16 protein-coding genes are annotated in these 19,458 nt (G+C 66.6%); 11 read left to right on the forward strand and 5 right to left on the reverse strand.

Translation table 11 applies throughout. From position 1 onward, the window contains the following. Positions 1-26 precede the first annotated feature (26 nt). Complete coding sequence (locus tag ON19_RS36050; RefSeq protein ID WP_043703399.1) at positions 27-785, forward strand: DUF899 domain-containing protein; 759 nt, start codon at positions 27-29, stop codon at positions 783-785. 25 nt (positions 786-810) lie between these two features. Here the strand turns inward: ON19_RS36050 and ON19_RS36055 are convergent, their stop codons facing one another. Next, complete coding sequence (locus ON19_RS36055; protein WP_043703401.1) at positions 811-1,536, reverse strand: SDR family oxidoreductase; 726 nt, start codon at positions 1,534-1,536, stop codon at positions 811-813. 105 nt (positions 1,537-1,641) lie between these two features. Between ON19_RS36055 and ON19_RS36060 the strand changes: the two genes are divergently transcribed. Next, complete coding sequence (locus ON19_RS36060; protein ID WP_043703403.1) at positions 1,642-2,490, forward strand: LysR family transcriptional regulator; 849 nt, start codon at positions 1,642-1,644, stop codon at positions 2,488-2,490. A 10-nt stretch (positions 2,491-2,500) separates the two neighbouring features. Beyond that, the gene (locus tag ON19_RS36065; RefSeq protein ID WP_227954768.1) at positions 2,501-3,277 is read left to right on the forward strand and encodes a hemerythrin domain-containing protein; all 777 of its coding nucleotides are present in this window, start codon (positions 2,501-2,503) and stop codon (positions 3,275-3,277) included. 161 nt (positions 3,278-3,438) lie between these two features. Here the strand turns inward: ON19_RS36065 and ON19_RS36070 are convergent, their stop codons facing one another. Together ON19_RS36070 and ON19_RS36075 are read right to left on the reverse strand one after the other, a co-directional pair. After that, entirely contained in the window at positions 3,439-4,767 is a 1,329-nt protein-coding gene (locus ON19_RS36070; RefSeq protein ID WP_043703409.1) for a cytochrome P450, read from the reverse strand. A 192-nt stretch (positions 4,768-4,959) separates the two neighbouring features. After that, positions 4,960-5,838 (reverse strand): alpha/beta hydrolase, encoded by an 879-nt coding sequence (locus ON19_RS36075; protein ID WP_043703411.1) that lies wholly within the window; start codon positions 5,836-5,838, stop codon positions 4,960-4,962. 594 nt (positions 5,839-6,432) lie between these two features. Here ON19_RS36075 and ON19_RS39555 point away from each other — a divergent pair. The 3 genes from ON19_RS39555 to ON19_RS36090 all read left to right on the forward strand — a co-directional run bounded on the left by ON19_RS39555 (position 6,433) and on the right by ON19_RS36090 (position 11,220). Next, a complete protein-coding gene (locus ON19_RS39555; RefSeq protein ID WP_157230026.1) occupies positions 6,433-8,787 on the forward strand; it encodes a serine/threonine-protein kinase in 2,355 nt (784 codons plus the stop codon). A 293-nt stretch (positions 8,788-9,080) separates the two neighbouring features. Then, on the forward strand, positions 9,081-10,271 hold the full coding sequence (locus tag ON19_RS36085) for an NAD(P)/FAD-dependent oxidoreductase (protein ID WP_043703413.1): 1,191 nt from the start codon (positions 9,081-9,083) through the stop codon (positions 10,269-10,271). A 10-nt stretch (positions 10,272-10,281) separates the two neighbouring features. Then, the gene (locus ON19_RS36090) at positions 10,282-11,220 is read left to right on the forward strand and encodes a sigma-70 family RNA polymerase sigma factor (protein ID WP_043703416.1); all 939 of its coding nucleotides are present in this window, start codon (positions 10,282-10,284) and stop codon (positions 11,218-11,220) included. A gap of 149 nt (positions 11,221-11,369) precedes the next feature. Here ON19_RS36090 and ON19_RS36095 read toward each other — a convergent pair whose 3' ends face one another. After that, entirely contained in the window at positions 11,370-11,762 is a 393-nt protein-coding gene (locus ON19_RS36095; protein WP_043703418.1) for an Rv0313 family protein, read from the reverse strand. Positions 11,763-11,999: 237 nt separating this feature from the next. Here ON19_RS36095 and ON19_RS42620 point away from each other — a divergent pair, with 237 nt between their 5' ends. Together ON19_RS42620 and ligA are read left to right on the forward strand one after the other, a co-directional pair. Then, entirely contained in the window at positions 12,000-12,587 is a 588-nt protein-coding gene (locus ON19_RS42620) for a hypothetical protein (protein ID WP_157230027.1), read from the forward strand. Positions 12,588-12,802: 215 nt separating this feature from the next. Next, positions 12,803-14,794: an NAD-dependent DNA ligase LigA gene (gene ligA, locus ON19_RS36105; protein WP_043703518.1), complete on the forward strand. Its 1,992-nt coding sequence runs from the start codon at positions 12,803-12,805 to the stop codon at positions 14,792-14,794. A 146-nt stretch (positions 14,795-14,940) separates the two neighbouring features. On the opposite strand, the gene ON19_RS36110 is transcribed toward ligA, so the two are convergent. Further along, complete coding sequence (locus ON19_RS36110) at positions 14,941-15,549, reverse strand: TetR/AcrR family transcriptional regulator (protein ID WP_043703423.1); 609 nt, start codon at positions 15,547-15,549, stop codon at positions 14,941-14,943. Between the two features lie 184 nt (positions 15,550-15,733). On the opposite strand from ON19_RS36110, the gene ON19_RS36115 reads away from it, so the two are divergent. The 3 genes from ON19_RS36115 to ON19_RS36125 are packed head-to-tail and all read left to right on the forward strand — an operon-like array spanning position 15,734 to position 19,414. Then, positions 15,734-16,906, forward strand: coding sequence for a spirocyclase AveC family protein (locus ON19_RS36115; protein ID WP_043703425.1), 1,173 nt, complete (start codon positions 15,734-15,736; stop codon positions 16,904-16,906). A 1-nt stretch (position 16,907) separates the two neighbouring features. Beyond that, positions 16,908-17,726, forward strand: coding sequence for a CbbQ/NirQ/NorQ/GpvN family protein (locus tag ON19_RS36120; protein WP_043703428.1), 819 nt, complete (start codon positions 16,908-16,910; stop codon positions 17,724-17,726). Then, positions 17,723-19,414 carry a nitric oxide reductase activation protein NorD gene (locus tag ON19_RS36125; protein ID WP_043703430.1) on the forward strand — a complete coding sequence of 564 codons (1,692 nt, stop codon included), beginning with the start codon at positions 17,723-17,725 and terminating at the stop codon, positions 19,412-19,414. The genes ON19_RS36120 and ON19_RS36125 overlap by 4 nt, the downstream gene beginning before the upstream one ends. Positions 19,415-19,458 lie beyond the last annotated feature (44 nt).

Here is a 19,458-nt window from a genome sequence, read left to right on the forward strand (position 1 = left end):
CCTGAACCGAAGGAAGGACATAAGCAATGAGTACACCGCCGATCGTCTCGCCACAGGAGTGGGAGGCAGCGTGGCAGCAGCTGCTGGTGAAGGAGAAGGAGGTGACCCGAGCCCGCGACGCGCTGGCCGCCTCGCGACGACGAATGCCATGGCTGCCCGTGGACAAGGAGTACGTGTTCGAGGGCCCCGAGGGCAAAGCAACGCTGCTCGACCTGTTTCACGGCAGACGTCAGCTGATCGTCTATCGCGCCTTCTTCGAGCCCGGCGTGGGCGGCTGGCCCCATCATGCCTGCCGCGGCTGCTCCATGATGGCCGATCATGTCGCCGACCTCGCCCACCTGAACGCTCGCGACACCACACTCGTATTCGCCTCCCGTGCGCCCCAGCCCGACATCGACCGCGTGAAGGCGCGGATGGGCTGGAAGATGCCGTGGTACACCATCACCGACGACTTCGACGCCGACTTCGGCGTGGACGAATGGCACGGCACGAACGCATTCATCAACGACGGCGACCGCGTGTTCCGCACCTACTTCATCAACAACCGCGGCGACGAGGCGCTGGGGACCACGTGGAGCTTCCTCGACATGACCGCGCTGGGACGCCAGGAGCAGTGGGAGGACTCGCCGGAGGATTACCCCCAGACCCCACCCTACGAGTGGTGGGACTGGCACGACACATACGGCGAGCACAAGCCCTCTCGGTGGTTCGGTGACCCCGACCCGGACAACCCCAACGACCAGCGGCCACCGCGCGCCGACTCGAAGGACTGCGGCTGCCCCTGATCGGCAACTCCGCGCGCCGAGCATGTCACCACGGCACTACCCCTGCGTCGTCGAAGAACCCGCCGGTCGGTCCTCCGTCGGGCAGCGTCGCGAGCCGGATGGCGATTGCCGCGCCCTGCTCCGGTGTGCGGACGCCACGAAAACCGTTGAGGTCGGTTGCGGTGAAGCCGGGGCAGGCTGCGTTGATCAGGATGTTGGTGTCGCGAAGCTCCTTGACGTACTGGACGGTGACGGCGTTCAGGAACGTCTTCGACGCCGTGTACGCAGCGGAAATCGGGCCCGTATCGGTACCGGGAGTGGTCTGGCGGGTGAGGGAGCCGACGGTGCTGGACATATTCACGATGCGTGGTGATGCCGACCGTCGCAGCAGCGGTAGCACCGCGTTGGTCACGCGGATGACGCCGATCACGTTGGTTTCCACGGCGGCCCGCACTGTCGCGGGGTCGACGGCGGTGGGCGCCTGTGGCATGCCGCCGGTTATCCCAGCGTTGTTGACGAGCACGTCGAGGCGTCCGACGCGGTCCTCGATCAGCTCGGCGGCGGCAGCCACGCTCGCGTCGTCGGTCACGTCGAGCGGTACGCCGAACGCGTCGGCACCGGCCGCTCGCAGCTTCTCCACAGCGGCTTCACGGCGCTGTTCATCCCGGGCGCCGACACCGACACTCCAACCGAGGGCGCCCAAGCCGGCCGCGATCTGGTACCCGATGCCCTTGTTCGCGCCGGTCACCAGCGCGATCGTCTGTTCACTCATGGGGTCGATCCTGTTCGGAGTCCGGCGGGGCGTCCAAGACCGACTGGGTGGCCAGCGATACCGCTCGGGTATCGATCCCGGTGGGCGCCGGATACGCTGAGGATCGTGGAGACGCGGGAGCTGCGATACTTCGTCACCGTCGCTGAGGAGCTGCACTTCGGGCGGGCGGCGCAGCGGCTCGGGATCGCGCAGCCCCCACTGTCCCGGGCGATCGGGCAACTCGAACGGCGGCTCGGGGTGGTCCTGCTGCAACGCACCAGTCGCGCCGTCACCCTGACCGAGGCCGGGTTGGTGCTCCTGGGGGAGGCCCGGGCGGCGCTGGACGCGGTCGCGGCCGCCGAGCGACGCACCCGCCGCGCTGCCCTCGCCGCCACCGGCCGCGCCGGTGTGGTCCTGGCCACGAAGGCCGGAGCGTCCATCGAACTGCTGTCCAAACTCCTCGACGCCTACGCCGCCGAGCCCGGCTCGGTCACCGTAGAGGTGCTCCTGTGCGGGATCGGCGAGCAGGAACGACTGCTGCGCGACGGACGCGCCGACGTGGCTTTGTTGCACCGGCCGTTCGACGCGATGGCCGGATTCGACATCGAGGAGCTGTACACCGAGGAACAGGTCGTGCTCCTGCCGGCCGGGCATCCCCTCGCCGACCGGACGCACGTGCGGATGGCCGAGGTCGCCGAGCTACCCGGCCTACCGCTGCCGCGCTGGCCCCGACGAGACGGTACGTACCCGGACGGCCCCGGTCCGCAGGTTCGCGACCATACCCAACTGCTCCAGCTGATCGCGCTCGGACGGGCTTCGGCGATCCTGCCGGAGTCGGTCCGAGCCCATCTGCGCCGCGACCACGCCGCCGTGCCGGTGCTGGACGCGCCGACCGTCACGACGGTAATCGCGTGGCCACCGCACAGCCGATCCAAAGCTGTCGCCGACCTCGTCCGGACTGCTACACGCCTCTAGCCGATTCCGCATGATCGGCACCCGTGCGCGCATCGGTAGAAATGCCGCTGGGCGCTCGGCTCCTGGACGCGGCAGCGGGGTGGCTCAGCGGTGCGTCAGCAACGAGGCGGCTCGGCAATGCGTTATCGTCGGCTGCCTAAGGACATGCCAGCTGCCCCGAGAAACAGTCTGCCCTGGCGTTCAGCGCCGACCTGAAGTGCGGTATCAGGGAGGAATTGTGGACATTACCGAACTGATCCTTGATGACCACCATGAGCAGCGGCGGCTGTTCGCGATCCTGGAGCAGATCGATCGTGCGGAGACCGGCGTGCTCTCCGCGATCTGGGACAGGCTGGCGGCCTTCCTCGAGCTGCACGCGCAGGCAGAGGAGGAGATCTTCTACCCCGCGCTGCTGCAGGTGGGTATCGCGGCCCGGCGCGCGGGCGGGGTGGAAGACGAGACGCTCGACGCAATCCACGACCACAACGAGATCAGGGACGCGATCGCCGAAGTGGCGCGTCATCAGACCGGCACCGATGAGTGGTACGCCGCCGTCGCGGCAGCGAACTCGGCCAACAGCGATCATATGGCCGAGGAAGAACGCGAGGGCCTCACCGATTTCCGCCGCCTGGCCGGGCTGCCGCGCCGCCATCAGCTGGCCGTCGCCTTCGCCGCTTACGAGGCGCGGAACTACGCCGGCGTCCGGTCGGTCGACAAGGATCCCGTCAGCTATGTCCGCGCGGCAGAGAAGAAGCTGCGGACCGCTGCAAGTGGATCGCTGAGTGTCGGCACCCTGAAACGGAACTGACCCGGCGGACCGGCGCGGCAGTCGGTAACCGCTCCGCTCCCGCAACATCCCTCATGCCGCATGACGCTCGGGCAGCGGATGAGATCCGCTGCCACACACGCCGAAGGGGCGCTTTTATACCCCAGCGGCGGCGAATCATTTTGCCGCGGTGCGTATCTCGTTCAGCGGGGAAGTAGGGTGATCCGGGCGTTGTGGGCGGGGCTGAGGCCGGTGTGATAGCGCCGTGGGGGCTCGACGGGGCCGGGGGCCACACCGATGCGGCGATGCTCGAGGATGGTGCGGAAGAGGATGCGCGCTTCCGCCAGGGCGAATTGGGCACCCAGACAGCGATGCGCGCCGGCACCGAAGGTCAGCCAGGTGCGGCCGTTCGGCGGCTCGTCGAGAAAGCGTTCGGGACGGAAGACCATCGGGTCCGGGTAGTGCCGTGGTGATTCGTGGATGAGGAGAATCGGGACTATGACGATGGCGCCCTTGGGGACGCTGACACCGTTGACCACGGTGTCGCGCAGCGCCCGCCGCCCGGTGAACGGTGACACCGGGCGCACCCGCATCGTTTCGGCGACCACGGCGTCGAGGTATGTGTCGAGCCGGGCACTGTCGCCGGCGTCGACCGCCGCGTCGAGCTCGGCCATGGCTGCCGGGTGGACGGCCAGCATGGCGGCGATCCAGCCGAGCGTGATCGCGGTGGTCTCGTAGGCGCCCAGCAGGATGCCACGCATGTTGCGGGCCAATGCGGCGTCGTCGTGCTGATCCGATTCGGTACCGACATACCGGGACAGCACATCTCTCCGGCCGTTGCCGTCGCCGGGCGTGGTCCGGCGCGCGGCGATTTCCTCGATGATGATGGCGTCCACCTCGGACTGGCGGCGGCTGAGCGGCGGGTAGGGCAGTGTGTAGCCACCGACCAACGGGGTGAGCAAGGTGACGGCGAGAAAACCGCGACTCTCGATTTCCCCGAACCACCGGCTCACCGCCTGTTTCAGCCGGTCCTTACGGGGCGCAGCCACGTCGCCGAACACGACGCCGAGCAGCACGCCGATGGCCAGGTCGTAGCCGACCTTCAGAAACTCGAACGGTTCAGCGACAGGCCAGTTCGGCAGCTCGCGCTGAACCACCTCCACCATGAGCTCTTCGTAGGACCGGAGCGCCTTGCTCTGGAACGGCGGCGCGAACAGCTTGCGTTCCCGCCGATGTTCGTCACCGTCGAGGAAGATCAACGTCTGTTTGCCGAACATCATGTCGTGGCTGGAGAAGCGGCTCAGCACCTGCCCGACCGAGAAGTCCTCGTGGTTGGCGAACAGTTCTCGCACATCGTCCATGTTGTAGGTGACCAGCATGGTCGGAAACCCTGGCGGCGAGACGACGAACCGCTCGCCCATTTCCAGCAAGGGGGAACGGTGCGTGCCGGGGCGCATCAGTCCACCGATCTGCGCGATATGGCGGTTGCGTAGCCGAGGAAGTTCACGCAGAGATATCGGGGCATGCGACATGTAGCCATCCTTGACCCGTGGCTCGGCGACTCGCAAACATGAAATCCCCGCAGTGGCAATAGGAAGCGAGCGCCTGCCGCAGGTCCACTGTGGCGGGGCCGAGGATATTGGTGACGGCGTGCCTCTCGTGGTGCCGTGCCGCTGTGAACGCGGGCCGCTACAGCAGTGGTCCGGCTGGAGGCCAGGCAGACGTCACTCGGACGTATGCGCGAGGATGGCGGTGGCCAGCTCCTCGTGTACTTCCAGCGGCAGCGTGTGACCCATGCCCGCCACGATCATCAGCTGTGCCCCCGGGATCTGCTCGGCGATGATCGTACCGTGGCCGGGTTTGGCCGGCTCGTGGCTGCCCTCGATGACCAGCGTGGGCGCTTTCACCTGGTGCAGCACGTCCATTGGCTCGAAGTCCGGCTCGGCGGCTGCGGCTAGTCGGTGGTTGGACACTGCGGACAGGTCGCGGGCCCGGTCGTAGATCTGTTCCTGTAGCCGACGCGCCGCGTCTTCGTCGAACGGCAGCCCGGTGCCGTGCAGCAGGCGTTGCTCGGCGATCATGCCGTCGATCCGGGCGCGCCGGTCCTCTGGCGGTGGGGTGGCGATCAGTTCGCGGTAGAAGGATGTGAACTCCGGTGCCGGCTCGGGCAGGCTTCCCTCGGGTTGTGGCTGCCCCATCAGAGCCCGCATGATCACCTGACCTTCCCCGCCGCCGAGCGGTGAGGAGCCGATGACGGTCAGCGAGCGCACCCGCTCCGGCCGCTCCACCGCGACGAACTGGGCGAGCAGCCCGCCCGCCGAGTGGCCTACCAGGTGCGCGCTGTCCAGACCGTGGGCGTCCATCACGCGGTACACGTCGTTCTTGATGTCGTCCCACGTGTACGGATTCGACGCGAAGTCGACGGTGTCCGACAAGCCGGTGTCGCGGTGGTCGTACCGGATCACGCGGCGGCCTCCGGCGACAAGGCGGCCGACGAACTCGTCCGGCCACAGGATGCCCTGGGACATCGACCCCATGATCAACAGGATCGGCGCATCCGTCGCGGCGCCGAACTCTTCACTCCAAATATTCACGTCACGCATATCTCAGAGCATGTCCTTCTGGCCGGTTCCGGCCTCGTCGAAATATTCACGCCCACCACCAGGCATTGCCAGAACCTGGGGGTGTCACCGACCCCGGATAACCGGGTGCGGCGGACTGTTCCGGCCGGGCGCTACCGTGCTCCACGCATGCCGTGCCGGGGCCATCCGTTCTTGGCGGAGGTGGCAGCCCGCGGAGGCGCGGGTCGAGCCACGGATCGCTGCTGATTGTTTCGAATCGGGTAGGTGCTGTGCTGCTTTCGCATATCGGTCGTGCCTTTCGTGAAACCGGTGGAGGCCGGGCCTTCGGCGGGGCGGAAGAAGAGCTCCCGCAGGTTTATCGCATCATTTGTAGTACTCTGGATGAAGTGATTGAACCGTAGTGCTACAGATGGAGTGGTGTCAAGTGGGTTGCAGGAATCCCGGACGCCGCCAAGCGCTGCTGGACGCATCGATCGAGGTCCCGGTCCCTGGGAAGGGGTGGCGGCAATCGCGGATTCGGTCGCAGCGGTGACGCCGAGCTCGATTCGCAAAGTTGCCGATGAGTCCGGGATGCGGTGTGATCGACCCACCATCGCGTATCGGAGGGATCGAACGTTGGCCGCATTGGAGCCGGGGTCGGTGTTCGCGGGATACACCATCGAACGCCTTCTCGGTGTCGGCGGCATGGGCGAGGTCTACGTCGCCCGGCATCCACGGCTACCCCGTTCCGACGCGGTGAAAGTGCTTGCCGCGCAGTTCACCCGCGACGACTCGTACCGACGCCGTTTCGAGCGCGAGGCCGACCTCGCCGCATCCCTGTCGCATCCCGGCATCGTCAGCGTCCACGACCGTGGGGAATCCGAGGGGCGGTTGTGGATCGCGTTGGAGCTGATCGACGGCATCGATCTATCGGCGTCGCTCAGCTGCTCGCCGGGCGGGTTGCCCGGCACCGACGTGGCACGCGCGATCATGGAAATAGCCGATGCGCTCGACTACGCGGGTGCTCGCGGGTTGGTCCATCGAGACGTGAAGCCCGCCAACATCCTGCTCGCCAGAACCGGCCACTACCTGCTCGCCGACTTCGGGATCGCACGAATGGGACCGGAGACCTCCGACCTCACCGGAACCGGCCTGACCATCGGCACCATCGCATACGCCTCCCCTGAACAGATGCAGGGACTGCCTGTCGAGCCGCGATCCGACCAGTACTCACTGGCTGCCACCGCCTTTCATCTTCTCACCGGTGCGCAGCCGTTCACCGGCGCCAACCCGGTCGCGGTGATCATGGCTCATGCCCAACAGCCCGTCCCCAGTGTGCGAGAGCATCGTCCCGATCTCGCGCTGCACGTCGATTCGGTGATCGAACGGGCGATGGCAAAGAGCCCGGTGCACCGCTTTCCCACCAGCAAAGATTTCGCGACCGCCCTCGGTCACGCCCTCGCCGTGCCCGCGACGCACCGGCAATGGTCGGCCGGAACGGCGGCCCCAACCGCGGCGGTGGCCGACCGCTACGCAGAAACCGTCGTCCGCTCGGCCCCGATCGGCCGTGGACCGCATCATCCCGCCCCGCCGATGCCGCGCCGCAATATGCCTCGCCTTATCGGAGCGATGGTGATCACGGTGGCGCTGTTTGTCGTCGGCTTGCTGGGTGTCCGGGCATTCATGCACGACGCGGGTGCGGAGGAAGCCGCGCGGCTGCCCCGTCGACCCGTGACGCCGATTCTGCCGTCGCTCGACAAGCGGCCCGATACCGCGATCTGGACGTTGCAGGATATTCCTGGCCCTCCCGGCTCCGAGTCGGACGGCGTGTCAGCGCTCGGCGGAGACTCCGACGTCGTCATCTTCAGCCGCAGAGTCCGCCTGGCCGACGCGAACCGCGTCAAGTACCTCGACATAGTCGATGCGAACACCGGTCGGCTCCGGGCCGGCACCGAGCCCATCATGGTGGACACGAGCCAACGAAGCCTCAGCCGCTGTGTCGTCAGCGCAAGTCATTCGGCAGCGGCTTGTCACCTCGACGGCTCGTCGGTGCCCTCCGATGCCGTGGTGGTGGTCGACCTCGCGGCGAGCCGGATCATCGACACCTTTCCCGCCATGGGCCAAATCGACAGCCTGACCGCCGCGGGTGGGCGTTTCGTCTTCGTGGACAGGACGGTTCAGTCTCAACGGCCGTCACTGCGATCGATCGGTGAGGACGGGCGGGAACTTCCGGCGATCCACTGGACCGATGCCTACCCGCGGTCGGGGTCGACGCAACCGCGCCATTCGATCGAAGTCTTCGACCTGGTCCGGCTGGCCGTGGTCGAGTCCGCACCAGATCCGTCGGAACCCTTGTCGAAGTGGGAGTTCCGCGTGATCCGGCTCGAAGACGGCAAAGAGGTGTTCCGGCGCGACTCCGTCGAAGAGATCGGTGACAAGGACTGGAACGTCTTCATCGACGGATTCGTCGTCGCCGACGGCCGGTCACCGACCGGGATCTACGATCGGAACGGCACCAAGACAGCGGATCTACCGAAGGGCTGGCGGCCGAGCGAGCGCCCGACCAGACTGGTCGGGCTGGGACCGGCGGAGACTTCGGTGCCGACCGCCATTCAGACACAGGGCGATAGGACGACCTACGCGGGAATCAGCCCGCGCAACGGTACCGTCCTGTGGCAGAAGCAGTCATTCGGCGCCGGCGACAGTCCCGAGCGACTCCTGTTGCGCGGCACCGGAACCCTGATCCTCACCTCGGAATCAGGCCGTGTGGTAAACGCCTATACCGGTGAGTATGTGATCCCTGGTCTCGTAGCGAAAGGCGCCGAGCTCGGCACCGACGGCAGCCGGATCGCCGTCGGCATCGACGCGGTCCGTTCTGGCAACTCACTCGAAGTGTGGAGCAGCGACGGTGAAGTCTGGGAGATCACGAGCGAGAATCCACCTGTCGCGATCGGTGGCAAGGTCTATGTCGGAAACCTGAGGCTCTTCTGACCGCAGGGGGTGCTCGGCCGAACCTCTGCGTCGACCGGCGACTCCTGTGATGCTCTCCTGGACGGCGGTCGGTGCGATGAAGGCGCGGTCGGCGCGTTCAATGCGGTGGCTAGCGCGTTCTGCCGCCCCGAACCGAGGCTGAGAGCAGTGACACGGTGCGATGCCCGTTCAACGGGCCGAATGGAGTTCGTCCGCTGAGCAAGTCTCGGGAGTGATCCACATCACTGTCGATGCTGTCAGGAATTCGGGGCCTGTCTCGTTCAGGGAGCACGCGAACCAGACAGGAGCGAAACATGCAGCACCGCATCGTCGTCCTCGGGGCCGGATACGCCGGAGCCTTCTCTGCCGGATACTTGGCCCGCCAACTGCACTCCGACGACTTCGAGATCACCGTCGTCAACGCCGAACCCGATTTCGTCGAGCGGCTGCGCCTGCATCAGCTCGCCGCCGGGCAGGATCTCCGTCACCGGCCGCTGGCAGAGGTGTTCGCGGGCACCGGCATTCGGCTACGAGTGGCCCGGGTAACCCAAGTCGACGCCGAGCACCGGACCGTCACAGTCATCGACAGCGCGGGCATCGACAGGCTCGAATACGACACCCTCCTCTACACGCTCGGCAGCACCGCCGCCGACCACGGCGTTCCTGGCGTCCACGAGCACGCCTTCCACGTGGCCGCGCGGCCGTCCGCGCTGCGCCTGCGCGCACGCCTGGATGAGCTGGGCGAGGACGGAAAGGTGCTGGTAGTCGGCGGCAACCTGACCGCGATCGAGGCCGCCACGGAGATCGCCGAATCCCGTCCAGGACTTCGGGTCAGCCTCGCCACCAGCGGCGAACTGGGCGGCTGGCTGGGGACGAAGGCCCGCCGTCACCTGCTGCGCGCCTTCGACCGGTTGGGTATCGCGGTCCACGAGCACACCACCATCGAGCGCGTCGAGGAGGCGTCCGCGGTCGCCGCCGACGGCACCGTTTTCGCCTCCGACGCGACCGTGTGGGCCGCCGGCTTCGCCGTCCACCCGATTGCCGCGGCCAGCGGCCTCGAGGTGGTAGCCAACGGCCAGATCACGGTCGACCGTCAGATGCGGTCGGTCTCGCACCCGGATATCTATGTTGCCGGTGACAGCGCCTTCGTCATCGGCGAGAACGGTCGGCCGTTGCCGATGTCCTGCGCTTCCGCGGGACCCACCAGCAAGCAGGCGACGGCCGCGATCATCGGGAACCTCACCGGGCGCAAGATCCCGACGATCACGATGTCGTATGTCGGCAACCACATCAGCCTCGGCCGCAAGGACGCGATCTTCCAGCCGGTCGACGGTGCCGCGCGATCGAAGTCGCGGGCCCTGTGTGGCCGCACGGCCGCGCGCGTCAAGTCGGCAATCCTCGACACTGCCGCCTGGGCACTGAGCCACCCGACCTTCGGGATGCCGAGCCACAAGTACCGTTTGGCCACCACCCGAGAGCACTCGCCCGACGTGGTCGCTGCATAGAGTCGTGCTCATGGACACTGCCACCGTGGCGCGTTTCGAGGCCAGCCGGAATCGGCTGGCCTCGCTCGCCTACCGCCTGCTCGGCTCGGCCGCCGACGCCGAGGACACGGTGCAGGACGCGTTCCTGCGGTGGCAGGCCGCCGACCCGGAGTACGTCGAGGTGCCCGAGGCATGGCTGACCAAGATCGTCACCAACCTGGCGCTAGACCGGCTCCGTTCGGCGAAGGTGCGGCGCGAACGCGCGGTCGGCGCCTGGATGCCCGAACCGCTGCTCGACGGCGACCCGATGCTGGGCCCGGCCGACACCGTCGAGCAGCGCGAATCGGTGACCCTGGCGGTGCTTACGCTCATGGAGCGCCTCTCGCCGGTCGAACGGGCCGTTTACGTGCTGCGTGAGGCGTTCTCCTACAGCCACGCCGAGATAGCCGAGATCCTCGACATCACCGAATCCGCGAGCCAACAGCACGCCCACCGGGCCCGGCGCCGTATCACCGCCGAGCGCAACTCCCGGGATATCGACCGTGCCTCCGCGCGGCGAATCGTCGAGGCGTTCGTCGCTGCCGCCTCCTCGGGCCGGACCGAACGGCTGGTGGCGCTGCTGACCGACGACGCGACCGGCCTCTCCGACGGCGCCGCGGGACTGGCCGAGACGCTGATCCGGTACTCGACTCCGCAGCGGCTCGCCGACGCGGTGCGGGCGGGTTTCAGACCGTCCGCGGCCAAGCGGAGACTCGCCGGTGGTTCGCCGTCGATCCATGCCGCCGTGGTCAACGGCTGCCCGGCCATGTTGTTCGCGCTCGACGACCGGGTCCTCGGTGTCGCGATCCTGGAGATCCGTGACGACAAGATCGCAGGCGTGCGCGGCATCGCCGCCCCGCACCGACTCGGTCGCCTCACCGAGGAATGGCAGCGGCAGGAGCATGATGTCCCGCTGATCGAATCGTGGTAGGGGGCCGTCGGATACTCGATCTCACGTCAGCGAGGAGCGGGGCGTTTCCAGGTGAGGTTCATGGTGCGGCCGTGCCCCTCGCGGAGCGATACTGCCGTCTACGGCGAAGCTACCGTCGTGCACTGCTACTCGTGCAGCGAGCAGCGCTGTCAGGGCGCATCCAACACACTTGCCGGAACCCCATAGGGCAGGAACCGCACCCGACGGCGATCATCGGTGTTGTCGCGATGCGCGCGTAAGGCTTCGAGCTCGCTCGGGAAGACCTGGTCGACCCTGGCCTCGCCGACGTCATCGAGGCTGTAGATCGCCCACACCCCGCTGCCGGTTTCACCGGTGGTCTCGCCCTCGGGTTCGGGTGGACGCGGCCGTTCCGGTTGGACGAACTGACCGAACAGCGACGCCAGCGAACTGACGCTCGCGTGATCCACGCGATCCAGGTATACGCCGGCTTTCCCGAGCAGGTCGCGGAGTTCGGTGCCCGCCCCGCGCAGTGCGCGTTCGAAATCTTCCGGATCGATGCCGAAAGGCCCGTTGGTTGCCATCGCATGTGCTCCTGGGGACGAGTTGGGCGCTACGTCCTCAGTGTCCTCGCGAAACGCCGACTTCGCCACGCCGACCTCGCCCGTCCTGAACGCCGTCACGCTGTGCGCGCGATCGCACCGGTGGGTAGCCGCTCTCGCGGCGCTAGAGGCGGGGGTTGATCTTCGAAAGCTACGTTGTCTACGACAGCGACTCCGCCATTGCGGGGGTGTGTGTGGCTACTAGGAGGGGCAGCAGCGATGCAGGATGGCGCTACACCGGAGAGCGGCGGCGGCGGCCGTGACGAGACAGCGTTGTGGACAAAGGTTGGCGGTATCGCCGCGGTTGTCAGTGTTTTGATCGCGGTGCTCGCCTTCTTCGTGCAATGCTGGCCGAGATCGTCACCGAACGGCCAGAGTCCGCCGACAAGCTCTCCAGCAGCAGCGGCGCCTTCCACGACAGCGGCGGATGGTGATCCGGTGCCGCAGGTGCACAGCTCCGGCACAGTTCGCATTTCCGCTACGCGCTCTGGCATCGCATTCCACAGCCCGAATTGGAGCGGTACTCCCGAAAGTACTTCCGATGTCGTTGTCGATGCCGGTTTCGGCCTGAGCGCGGCGAACGCTTCCGCGTTCGCGGTCGTTACCGATCCGAGCTACTCCACCTGCCGCGACACGACCTACGAAGTCAACTCGCTGGCATGGGAGCAGTTGCCTTCCAAAACGACCGTGTGTGTGCGATCCCGAGACACCCGCGTCGGAATCCTGCAGGTCATTTGGAAGGAGAACCGCGACGGCGAAGTCAGCGATATCACCGTGACCGGCGTGATCTGGCAGCCGAAACGCTAGCTGCCACGACTGCGATCTCCGCGACGATCGAACGATACGGCGCCCACACGCACCACCCGCGTCCAACTCGCCGGTGACCCACCGGTGCAACCGAACAACCGGATGCGCGGTGCTGACCGCCGAAATCTACCGGCGGCCGAGTGAAGGTTCGCAGTGCCGTCACTGGGTGTGCCGGTGCACACCGGGTGTCGGTGTGTATCGGTAGCGTCACCGCCGTGGACACAGGGCAACACATCCGAGACCTCGCCGACCGCATTGTGGCGCTGCGCGACGCCTACTATCAGGGCTCGCCGCTGGTCGCGGACGCCGAGTACGACGCGATCGAGGACGAGCTACGTGGCCTGATCGAGGCGCGCCCCGACCTCACGCCCGACCCGAATCCGCTGGAGCAGGTCGGCGCGCCCGCAGTGCTGCACGCCCCGATCCGGCACTCGCGTCCGATGCTGTCACTCGAGAAGGCGACCACGCCCGAGCAGGTCGCGGCGTTCTTCGACCGCTTCCCCGGCCAGCCGGTGGTGGTGATGCCGAAGCTCGACGGCTTGTCCCTGGCCCTGGTCTTCGAGGACGGGCGGCTGGTGCGTGCCGTGACCAGGGGTGATGGCACCACCGGTGATGACGTGACGGTGCTGGTCCGCGCGTTGGTCGATGGCGTCCCCGAGCGGATCGACGTCCCGGGGCGGGTGGAGGTGCGTGGCGAGGCGGTGATGCTGCGTTCGACCTTTCTTGCCTACAACACAGCGCATCCGGACAAGCCGCTGATCAATCCGCGCAACGCCGCGGCGGGCACGCTGCGGGCGAAGGACCCGGCCACGGTCTCCGAGCGCCGCCTGCGGTTCTTCGGTTTCGACTTGGACACCTCTGCCGGCGGCGCTGCGGTCGATCTGGGGGAGGGCCTGCGGGCGCTGGGGGTCGCGGGTGCGCAGATGCGGCTGTGCGCCGACGCCGAGCAGGCGCAGGCGGCGATCGCCGCGATCGAGCAAGGTCGCAACGAGCTGGACTACGACCTCGACGGCGCGGTGCTGCGGCTGGCCGACCGCGATGCCTACGCCGCGGCCGGGACTCGGTCGAACTCCCCACGTGGCGCGCTGGCGTTCAAGTTCGCGGCCGAGGAGAAGACCACGTTGCTGGCCGATGTGGTCTGGGACGTCGGCAAGACGGGCAAGATCGTCCCGGTCGCGTGGCTGAAGCCGGTGTTCGTGGGTGGCACGACGGTCACGAAGGCGACGCTGGCCAACCAAGAGGTGATCCGTGCCCGCGACATCAAGGTCGGTGACACTGTGCTGGTGCGCCGCGCGGGCGACGTGATCCCGTTCGTGGCGGGCGTGCTCGACGCCGCCAAGCGCACGGGCGAGGAGCGCGAGATCGTGCCGCCCACCGCCTGCCCGTCCTGCGAACAGCCGGTGACCGAGCAGGGCAACAGCCGAGAGCTGTTCTGCACCAACGTCTCCTGCCCCGCTCAGACGGTGCGCAGGCTGATCCACTGGGCGTCGCGGGCGGCGGCCGACATCGACGCCATCGGGCAGGTATGGATCGAGCGCCTGGCCGAGGCGGGCATTCTGGAGCGCCCGTCGGACTTCTACACCCTGACAAAGGAGCGCCTGCTCGAGTTCGACCGCATCGGCGAGGTCTCGGCCGCGCGCATGATCGACTCGATCGATGCTAGCCGACGAGTCGGCCTGCGCCGCGCGCTGATCGGCCTGGCGATCCCGATGGCCTCCGACGGCACCGCCGCCCGCCTGGCCCGAGCGGGATTCGGCTCCCTGGAGGAGGTCGCCGACGCGGGCGAGGAACGGCTCGTGGCGGTGGAGGATATCGGACCGAAGGTCGCCGCCTCCCTGGTCGCGCACCTCACTCGACTGCGTCCGGAACTGGCGCGGCTGCGAGCCGCGGGCGTCTGCCTGGACGTGCGCGAGGAAGACCTTCCCCCAGTGATCGCCGCCGGCGCGCCCCTGGCAGGCAAGACGGTGGTGATCACCGGCGCAATCAGCGACCCGCGCTCCGGTGAGAAGGTCGCCCGCCCGACATTTCAACGCCTGTGCGAGAAGGCGGGAGCGACGGCAGCCTCCTCGGTCTCGGCGAACACCGACCTGCTGATCACCGGCGCGGGAGTCGGTGAGAGCAAACTGGCCAAGGCGGAGAAGCTCGGCGTCGAAGTCATCGATCAGGGCGAGATCTGGAACCTGCTGATCACCGCCAAGATCATCTAGACCTCGGCGCGCCCGGCTGGGTCGCACCGACCGGAGCATGCCGAAATGACTCGTCGCCACGTGTGCTCGACCGTGGAATCCGAGCGCGGATCGCGCCGGCCTGGCTGTCGGCGCAGGGCACCGATCATGCGGAGTGCACAGCGGAACTACCGTCCGGGCAGTTTGATTGCCGACATGTACATTTCGAGCGTTGGTCTGTAGAGGTCGACGTCATCGAGTTGGGTTCCCAGTGCGACGGAGTCGGTGGTGGCGATGAGCACGCGCGCGAACGTCAGTGGGGGGATCAGCAGGGTGGCACCGATTCGGTCGAGGCCCTCGACGATGAACCGTCCCAGCGCTTCGACGACCTCTGCTCGTTTGGCCGCTACCCGTTCGCGGGCCTCGGGGTTGCGCAGCAGATACAAAGTGAATTCGTAGCCCAACGCGGCGGGCTCCGCCCCGCGGTCTTCACTGAGTTGGCGCCACCGCTGGGCAACTTGGTCGAGTTCATGCGCTCCCACATCGGTTGCCGCCGATAGCAGTTCGCTGAACGTATCGAAGTAGCGCTGCCAGTACCGGTCGCTCACCGCCAGGAAAAGCTCTTCCTTCGTGGAGAAGTGCTTGTAGATGGCGCCTTTCGTGTAGCCGGCCGCACGTGCGATGTCGTCGAGACTTGCCAGCGTGAAGCCCTTCTCGGCGAACACCTGCTCCGCGGCGTCGACGAGAAGCGAACGGGTGTGCTCGAGGCGTCGCTCCCTCGTCCAAGGCTCAACCATACCTGCGATTATGCCATGAATCTAAGAAACCCTTCCGATACTCAGATTCTCACTGGTATATTTTCGGACGTCAGGCTACTGAAGGAGGGCGACCGATGACTGCCCCATCGACGACAGACATTTCCCGCGACGCCGACGAGCTTGCGGTGCGTTGGACAGTGGTGATCCCGAAGGAGGCTGTGCGATGAGCGGCCCGGGGGAGAGGAAGAAGTCGACCACCGTCACCGAGCCGCTCGGCGAAGCGGCCTCGCTGGGCGCCCAGGTTCAGTCACCGAGCAAGCCTGTCGTGATCTGGGCGATCGTCGGCGGTCTGATCCTGGCGTTCCAGGTATATGTGTGGATCCGTTGGGTGTCCGGGCCATTCTTCGTGCGGGTGCCCACCGGACCCAGTGATCCGCCGACGTGGATGAAGACGATCCTCATCACCTGGACAGCCGTGATCTTGGTCGGCTGGCCGATCGGCATCTACTACTTCATCATCAGGCCCTGGCGGCGTGAGCGGCGGATCACGACCGACGGCATGTTGCTGGTGGCCTGCGGCCTGCTGTTCTTCCAGGATCCGCTCCTCAACTACTTCAACACGTGGAGCACGTACAACACCTGGATGTTCAACCGGGGCTCGTGGGTTCCGCACATTCCGGGCTGGCGGTCGTATGCGGAACCGGGCCAGATGATGGCCGAACCGCTGCTGATGAATGCCGCGGGCTATTCCTACGGAGTTCTGCTGTGCACGATCCTCGGATGTTGGATCATGCGCCGAGCCAAGGCGAAATGGCCGAATATCAACAACTACGGATTGATCGGCGTCCTGATCGTCTGGACGTTCTTCTTCGATCTCGTCATCGAAGGCATGTTCTTGATGCCGATGGGGCTTTTCACCTACCCCGGCGCGATCCAGTCCCTGTCGATCAATGCCGGTACCTACTACCAATGGCCGATCTATGAAGGGCTCATGTGGGGAGGCGTCCAAGCTGGCCTGTGCGCTCTGCGCTATTTCACCGACGATCGTGGACGGACATTCGTAGAGCGGGGACTCGAACGTATCCAAGGGGGGTTCGTGAAGCAGCAAGCTACGCGCTTCCTGGCGATCTTCGCGGCGTGCAGCCTTTTCTTCTTCGTGTGCTACAACCTTCCCGCGCAGTGGTTCGCCATGAACGCCGATCCCTGGCCCGAGGACATCCAGAAGCGCTCGTACTTCGACATGGGTATCTGCGGTGAAGGCACAGGGCGGCTCTGCCCCGATCCTGTCCTGCCGCTCCCCGGCAAGGACACCGGCTACATCGATCCGGACGGCCGGCTGGTTCTACCCGAGGGCGCGAAGCTTCCGGAAGTCGTTCCATTCGAGCGAGGGAATTGATATGTCGATCAGTCGATCCACCGCTGTACTCCCGGTTCTGGATGCGCCGTTCTACCGGCCGGTCGGTGATGAAGTGGAGGTCTTCCGTGCCGCGGCCCGGCGTGGTTCGCCGGTGCTGTTGAAGGGCCCCACGGGATGCGGGAAGACGCGCTTCGTGGAGGCCATGGCCCACGAGCTCGGCCGCGAGCTGATCACCGCCGCGGGTCACGAGGACATGACCTCGGCGGACCTGGTGGGCCGGTTCCTGCTCAAGGGCGGGGAAACGGTCTGGTCGGACGGGCCCTTGACGCGGGCCGTGCGCGAGGGCGCCATCTGCTACCTGGACGAGGTGGTGGAGGCGCGCCAGGACACCACCGTGGTCATCCATCCGCTCGCCGACCACCGCCGTGAGCTCCCGATCGATCGACTCGGCACGACGTTGCGCGCGGCGCCCGGCTTCCAGCTGGTGATCTCCTACAATCCCGGCTATCAGAGCGTCCTGAAGAGCCTCAAGGAATCCACCCGTCAGCGTTTCGTCGCGATCGAACTCGACTTCCCACCCATCGACATCGAGACGGAAGTGGTCGCCTACGAAGCCGGAATCGGATCCGATACCGCGAGTTCACTGGTCAAACTCGGTCACGCGATTCGAAACCTGGATGGCTCACCTCTGCGCGAAGTCGCCTCCACCCGGTTGTTGATCCTGGCCGGCGGCCTCGTCGCGGAAGGGCTGAGCCTGCGCAGTGCCGTCCAGTCGGCCATCGTCCAAGCACTGTCGGATGATCCGGATGTCGTGCGCGCCCTCGGCGAACTCGTCGATGCCGTCCTGCCTCGAACATGAACGCTTCCGATCCGAACAGCCTCGACCGGTTTCGCCTCCTCGCCACCTTCATCGCCGGCCGGTCTGTCGATATCGCTGAGGCACCGGCCGGCGAGGCTGCGCACACCAACGGTCAGATGATTTTCGTCTCGGCGGGCAGTTCGGTCGCCGAACAGCGCCGTGAAATGCTGCTGCAGACCGCGTTGCTGGGAGCGGGGAGCCTGGATCCGCGTCTGGTGAGGACATTTCGGGCACGCCCCGCAGTAGCGCGACGCTACCTGGCGCTGGAAGGTCGGCGAGTGATCGCCGACCTCGCCGAGCGAATTCCACTCGCGGCAGCGCTCGGTCCTGACGAGCAACCGGCCACCACGACCGCCGAAGAGTCACTCGAGGTAGCCGCAGGCCGCGTGCCGGTAGGCGACCCACCGCAGTGGTTCGGTGTCATCAAACCCTCCCGATTGCTGGCACCTACGACTGGACCGGGCGCGCGGGCCACCAACAAAGAGCTGCGCTTGGAATTCGATCTCATCGACTTGCCCGAGGTCGATGAGGACGACGATGACAGCGAGCAGTCCGGAGGAAGCAAGATCCTCAAACTGTTCGAGAATCCACTGTTCAACTCGCGGGCGCTGTCGGACCAACTGCGCAAGCTACTCGGCAACTCCCGCGCCCCCGGGGACGGATCCGCCGGCGCGGAGATGCAGGTTCGCGCTGTTCGGCGAGTGCGCACGGTGGGAGCCAATGCCCAACCTCTGCCTACCCGTATCCAATTCACCGATGACGGAAAGCCCGGTGCGGCGCTGGGGGTAGGCGGCGCGCTGCATCCGGAGTGGGACGTGCACAACAACCGGTATCGGCCGGAATGGTGCCGGGTCATCGACTTTCCGCTCACCGTCGCCGCCGATATCTCCGCCGCCGGTGTTCCGCACGACGACGTACTCCGGCGACGGTTGTCTCGCATCGGCCTCGGCCCCAAGGTCCTGCGCGGCCGCCCCGATGGCGACGAACTCGATATCGAAGCGCTCATCGATCTGTTCGTCGATCTGCGTTCGGGCTACTCACCACCGGAAAACGTCTACCTGGAACGCCGCAAACTCGAGCGCAATCTCGGCGTCCTCATTCTGCTCGATGCCTCCGGGTCGGCCACCGATACCGATACCGAGGGCCTCGCCGTCCATGACCACCAGCGACGGGCAGCCGCCATACTGGCCGTCACGCTCGAAGAACTCGGCGACCGCGTCGCGGTCTACGCGTTTCGCTCACAGGGCCGCCACGCTGTTCATCTGCCGGCGATCAAGACGTTCGGGCAACGTTTCGGCGCCGTCGGAAGAGCCCGGCTCAACCAGCTCCAACCCTCGAACTACACACGCCTCGGCGCCGGCATCCGCGGTGCGGGTGAAATCCTGAAAACCGAAGCGGGCACCCAGAACCGGCTGCTGATCGTCCTGTCGGACGGTTGTCCCTACGACGACGGTTACGAAGGCCGCTACGCGGAAGCCGACGCTTACAAGGCACTCGAAGAACTCCGCGCCGACGGTATCGCCTGCCTGTGTCTTTCCATCGGCGCCACGACACCCACCGATGCCCTCGAACGTGTCTTCGGCTCTGTCGGCCATGCCAGCGCCGCGACCCTGAGCGAACTGAGCCCGCGCATGGATGAACTGTTCCTGTCTTCCCTTCGAGAACTCGCCGCACCGAAATCGCGGTAACGATTCGAGCCGGGGATCCACCGCCATGGTGCGGCCGGTCGAGA

This window comes from Nocardia abscessus NBRC 100374, from assembly GCF_000308455.1.
GTDB classification, from domain to species: domain Bacteria; phylum Actinomycetota; class Actinomycetes; order Mycobacteriales; family Mycobacteriaceae; genus Nocardia; species Nocardia abscessus.